This is a genomic window from Joostella atrarenae (genome assembly GCF_021764745.1).
GTDB classification, from domain to species: domain Bacteria; phylum Bacteroidota; class Bacteroidia; order Flavobacteriales; family Flavobacteriaceae; genus Galbibacter; species Galbibacter atrarenae.
In genome coordinates this window covers 1-5,331 of sequence record NZ_JAETXX010000025.1, presented here as the reverse complement: position 1 = coordinate 5,331, position 5,331 = coordinate 1, and the positions used below count along the sequence as shown (strand labels likewise).

The 5,331-nt window shown below is 30.6% G+C and carries 8 protein-coding genes; all 8 read right to left on the bottom strand.

All coding sequences use genetic code 11. The features are described from left to right. Positions 1–49 precede the first annotated feature (49 nt). On the bottom strand, positions 50–487 hold the full coding sequence (locus JM658_RS16795; protein ID WP_236961011.1) for an SMI1/KNR4 family protein: 438 nt from the start codon (positions 485–487) through the stop codon (positions 50–52). Positions 488–719: 232 nt separating this feature from the next. Beyond that, positions 720–1,514 carry a hypothetical protein gene (locus JM658_RS16790; protein WP_236961009.1) on the bottom strand — a complete coding sequence of 265 codons (795 nt, stop codon included), beginning with the start codon at positions 1,512–1,514 and terminating at the stop codon, positions 720–722. Between the two features lie 151 nt (positions 1,515–1,665). Next, complete coding sequence (locus tag JM658_RS16785; protein ID WP_236961007.1) at positions 1,666–2,235, bottom strand: hypothetical protein; 570 nt, start codon at positions 2,233–2,235, stop codon at positions 1,666–1,668. Positions 2,236–2,538: 303 nt separating this feature from the next. Next, a complete protein-coding gene (locus JM658_RS16780) occupies positions 2,539–3,063 on the bottom strand; it encodes a hypothetical protein (protein WP_236961005.1) in 525 nt (174 codons plus the stop codon). Positions 3,064–3,215: 152 nt separating this feature from the next. Then, positions 3,216–3,782 (bottom strand): hypothetical protein, encoded by a 567-nt coding sequence (locus JM658_RS16775; RefSeq protein ID WP_236961003.1) that lies wholly within the window; start codon positions 3,780–3,782, stop codon positions 3,216–3,218. 7 nt (positions 3,783–3,789) lie between these two features. Further along, entirely contained in the window at positions 3,790–4,281 is a 492-nt protein-coding gene (locus JM658_RS16770; protein ID WP_236961000.1) for a hypothetical protein, read from the bottom strand. 190 nt (positions 4,282–4,471) lie between these two features. Further along, positions 4,472–4,918 carry a UPF0158 family protein gene (locus tag JM658_RS16765; RefSeq protein WP_236960998.1) on the bottom strand — a complete coding sequence of 149 codons (447 nt, stop codon included), beginning with the start codon at positions 4,916–4,918 and terminating at the stop codon, positions 4,472–4,474. Continuing rightward, the coding region (locus JM658_RS16760; RefSeq protein ID WP_236960996.1) for a hypothetical protein at positions 4,918–5,331 on the bottom strand (414 nt) is incomplete at its 5' end. The genes JM658_RS16760 and JM658_RS16765, both read right to left, overlap by 1 nt.

The following is a 5,331-nucleotide window of genomic DNA, read 5'->3' as shown; positions in this document are numbered from 1 at the left end:
GAAAAACTGGACTAGTGCTTTTCATAGGAGCCATTGTTGTAGCCAGTTTTTATTCTCTTTCATCTTGTCCATCTTTTCCAATCAGCATTTGTTCTCGTATATATTCTTTGAAAGTTTTATTAGTTTCATAGATTGTTCCGTCTTCGTGCCAAAATTCCACGACAAATTCAGGGTTTTTATTAAAGTCAAACCCAGAAAAGTCTCCTGAAAAATTATCTCCAAAAAATTTAACACCTTCTTTGAGTTCATAATGTTCCGAAAGTCCTAAATCATCCAAATCATATAAGTATTTTTCAACTTTAAATTGACACTCTCTAAAAGCTCCACTTCCTATTTCATCTAAGTATTCAGTAAAATCTGTTGATAATTTTGGATATGCTTCTTTTAATTTTTTTAATTCAATATCCGTTGTTTTTTCTCTCCGGTTAGCGGTGTCAGTTTTGTCTTCGTGTTTTTCTAAAAATTCCTTTTCAAAATTATATTTCATTCTGATTTCGATTTTTTCTTAATTGGCTACAACGGCTTCGGCTATGATTAGTACGGGAATTAATTAGCGATTAATTTTTGATTAAGCACTTAGCCAAAACTTTTTATTTTGTTTTAATTTTTCATTTTTAAAGCCAAATCAAAAGATTTGGTGGACTTTATAAAAATAAACTAAACTTTGGACTAAGAACAAAAACCCGTATTAATTATAGCCATTGTTGGCAACTGGCTTTTTATTCCCACCATTTTTTCTGTTTTATAGCTTTTTCGTTCTGTTTAATCGCCAGGTTTGATGATTTGTTTTTTAATGCTATATCTAACCAACCTTTATTCCAATATTTTTCAGATACGCTAAATTCTCCAGCTCCAATATCAAAGTCTCTGTTTGCAATTGGAACTCTGTAATCAGCCCAATTACATTTTTTTTCTTTGCCAGTTGAATAGCTTTTCCAAACTCCTACGAAAGCATTATTCATATATCCATCTGAAATGAATTCGATGTCATCATATACTATTTGTTTTTTGGAATTCAAATACCATTTCGAATAGAGTGTACCTTTAAAAATTCCGCTGTGTTTTTGCTCTTTACTTTCGTAGAATTCGTAATCTGCGACTAAAATTCCTTGATTTTTGATTCCTTTGTCGGCATATTCGTCGTCAACTCCAAAGTGTAACTCTTTTACTTCTCTAATTTCTTTAATAACAATGTTTCCATAAAATTCACAAATGTTGTCTTTGACTTTAGATTTGCCATAAACATTATAAAGAAATGGTCCGTTTGAAATTCTAAAGATTGAAATTAATTTGATTGATATTCTTTGATGTTCGTCACCAATTATTCCATAAACATTTTGGTTTTCTGTAACTGACCAAATATTAGAAAAGTCATAATCAAATGACTTGTACTTTTCCAAGACATTTTCAGATTGGTAATCAATTTCTAAATCGAAATTCTCCTTTATTCTATCAAAGGTTTGTCCGATTGAAATATTCGAAATAAAAAGTAGTATGATTATTATTCGTTTCATTTTTTAGCTTGTTGCCAACGTGTTTGTGTATGATTAGTGGCGTGTTTTAAGTACCTAATTTAGTAAATAAAAACCGAATAGAAAATCCGCGAGGATTTTCGTAAGTAGGCGAGAACTAGTCATTAATTATACACGGTGTTCTACACCGTTTTTATTCCTCTGTTGTTTCGTTTTCCATTTTCGGCGGTGGTGGCGGTGGCGGTGGAAAATAACCATTCACTCCAATAATTCCAATAAATTCTTCTTTTAATAAGTCTTTCTCGGTTTCTGTCAAACCCGAAATATCTTTTTTAAACTTACTTAAAGAAACTTCATTACTGTAAATTTTTATTCCTTTTAGAGTTTCATAAACTCTCTTTTTTACTAAATCAGGTTTTAGTTCCGTATCCCATTGCATAAGATAAAGAAGATTTTTTCTTTCAGTTCCAATAATCCTTTCTTTAGTCGCTTTGATTAATTTCTTTTCTAAACTTTCGTCTGACTTAACCATTTCATAATCAACAAGAACTTGGTTTTCTTTATTTATTATAATTGGAATAAGATTATGTAGCATTGTATTCCAATTACAATTTTTGTTCGCAAATGCAGGAAACTCAATAATTTTATCTTGGTAATTTATTCTTGCCCTAAATCTTGAATTCTCGCACAAGTCAGTTTTTGTTTGTATTTCAATACTTCTCAACAATAAAGAGTCCGATAATGAAAAATCAATTGTTGCCATTAATTCCTTTTCATCACTTTTGTTTTTAAAAAAATCCGCAACCTTTTCAACTTCATCATTGTTTTTACAACTTATGGCTGAAATTAATAGTAATGTTAATGATATGTACAGAGTTTTTTTAAAATGGTGTAGAACGGTCTTGTATATAGCTCTTAGCGTGCAAATTAGCGATTAATTTTCGGTTAAGCACGAGCCGAGTTTTTTAATTTTCTTATTATCTTTCTTTTCAATAAGCCAAATTAAAAAATTTGGCGGACTTGCAAATATGCCTTAACTTCGATTAAGCAACTAATTAGCTATGAGCTATATACGTTGTTGTAAAACGTTTTTCTGCGCTAACTCTTTTTCAATACTTGTCCGAAATCCGATATAAGTTATTTCCTCGATTTTTATTTTTTCATTACCAATCCATTCCGCATCTGCATCCATTAATTTCAGTTCCGCTACTTTTTTCGTTAGATTTTTAATGTGTCCGACAAAATATGAATCATCGTCTTTTTCTGTAAATATCGCAATCAACTCATCGTTTTTCAATTCCGATAAACAGTCGGACATATTATTCATTTTTTCAAGTGGTAGCTTTCCGAAAAAGTCTACATAATTGTTATTCTTTATTTCACTTAATTCTTCTTCGTCCCATTCTCGATATTTGTCTATTTCGTAATTTCTAATAATTGCATAACCATCAAATTCTTTAGTCTCGTCATTGAAGCAAATGAAAATAAATATTTCATCATTTGATTTTAAACAAATTCCAGAATATAATTCGTCACGATTTGGCTCTAAATCGACGTGAATTGGAATTCTGTTTTTGATTACTTCCTGCATTTTTTTCAAATGTTTTACAACGGTCTCGGCTATGAGTAGTTGCGTGGTTTAGCGATTAACTTTACAAGTACACACCAAACTGAAAATCCGCGAGGATTTTCAGAAGTAGGCGAGAACAAGCAATTACTTATAGCCATTGTTGTGTGCAGTTTTTATTTTGTTCTCATTTTTACCTTAACGTAGATGGTTTTATTTTCATCAATTACTTTCGAAAAATCCAATTCATTCACGTTTATTTCGTTATCAGGATTATATTGAAGTTTTTCCGTTAAATATTGATAACATTCATTTCCGTGATTAAGATGTAATACAGGAAACTTATAAATTGAATTTTGATAATCCTTTTTTATTTCTCCATCATTTGTAAGTCCAATTTCACAACTGTAAAATCCACCTTCTGTACTTTGTCCAGGATATAAATCAAAGTCTTTCCATTCAGTTCCGTTTTCAATTTGGTCTTTCTTGATGAATTGATACATAAATTCTTTATCAATAAATTCAGATTTTGGATTGACATTCCCACTACTTAAATATTTGAGCAATTTTTCAAATTGCTGTGAATGAAAAGACAGTTCTTTTTGGTATTTAAAGTAGTTGTCTAAATCATTCATATCTCCGAAACCGTTTATGTCTGAAATTTTTTCAAGTGCGTTATCCAGCCTTTTTCCAGCTTTCTCATAGTTGGAATATAATTCGGAATATTTTTCTTCGTAAGTCATTATCTTATTAATAGGTTATTATTTTGATTGCTAAATATATAAATAGTATAAAAGTCACAACAATTGCCAAAAGCGATTTTAAATTCTGTCTATTTATCATTCTACCATATTTGGCTACGTCTTTATCTAAATTCCAGTTCATTCTTTGAGAAGCGTGTCTATAAATCTCCATTTGTTGTTGTTCTAAAAACACTAAATAAATCAAAACAGAAATGGGTAAAATTGCTAACCATAAACTGACGATTGGGTTATCAGTTGGGAATTTTCCTAAACCAAAGTAAGATGCAACTAATATTCCATTAATAGTAAAAAGCTTATCGTGAATTCGGTCAAAAGTGGATTGAATTTTTTTGCTTGCTTCTTCTCCTTCTCGTTCAGCTTTTTCAATTAATTTGTCTCCTTCGGCAGTCAGTTCATTGGTTGAAACTCTTGCTTCATTTTTTGCGAGAATCTCCAGAATTCTTTCTAATATCTTATTTGTTTCTTTTGAATCTGTCATTTTTTCAAATTGCACACAACGTGTTTGTGTATGGCTCGTTGCGTGCAAATTAGCGATTATTTTTCGGTTGTGCCACAAGCCAGATTTTTAAATTTTACTATTTATTTTTTATTGGAAATCGTCAAATTTAAAAATTTAGCGACTTTCAAATATGCCTTAACTTCGGTTTAAGCAACTGACCAGCAATGAGCTATACACGTTGTTGTGCGCTGGCTTTTCCGCTATTTAATTTCGTTTCTACTATTTTTTCTAATTCAGTTTGTTTAAAATCGAACCAATTTTGTCTAAAATTAGAATTGTCAACTTTATGCTTAAAATTCTGAAATGGCTTTTTATTTGCTAAAATAATTTCTAAATCCGACTTCAGATTTTCGTCAGGCAACTGCTCAACAAAAAGCTCCATAATTTTGAATGATTCATAACTTTCTAATGTCTTAATTTTTATAAAATCCGATTTATGTTTCTCGATTTGGTCTAAACTTTCTTTAAAAGCCTCTTTAAAATCATTCTCGTCCGAAAATTGCGAAAAACTTGGAATTGCAATAATTTCGTCATTCTTTAAATTATAATAGCAGTCAAATCCGCAATCTAATTCTTGCGCTATTTCTTTGATAATATTTAACTGTGAATTATCCATTATTTTATCAAATCATTTTGCAAATAAACCACATCTGATTTTTGCCAAAAAGCCAAGTTAATTAATCCTGTTGTATTTCCGTCAATCCAATTTCCGTTTTCGTTAGATTGTACAGTCCATTTTATTGGCTTTCCACCTTTTTTGGTTGTTTTTAATCGGCAATCTTTTGAAAGTCCAAACGCAAAACAATTCAGAGCATCAATTTCGTTGTCAAATTCCTCGTGCCAAACATCAAATGCAACAGTATAATTTTCGTTTCCATTTAATGTTAACGATACCGAAAATCCGTTATCATTATTTTCCTTTACGATAATTGAATTTTCGTCCAATTCATAATCGGCATTCGGATACTTTTTTAGTCTTTCGATTATTTCGCTTATTGCTTTGTCCATGGGTTTTTTCAGCTTGCGAAC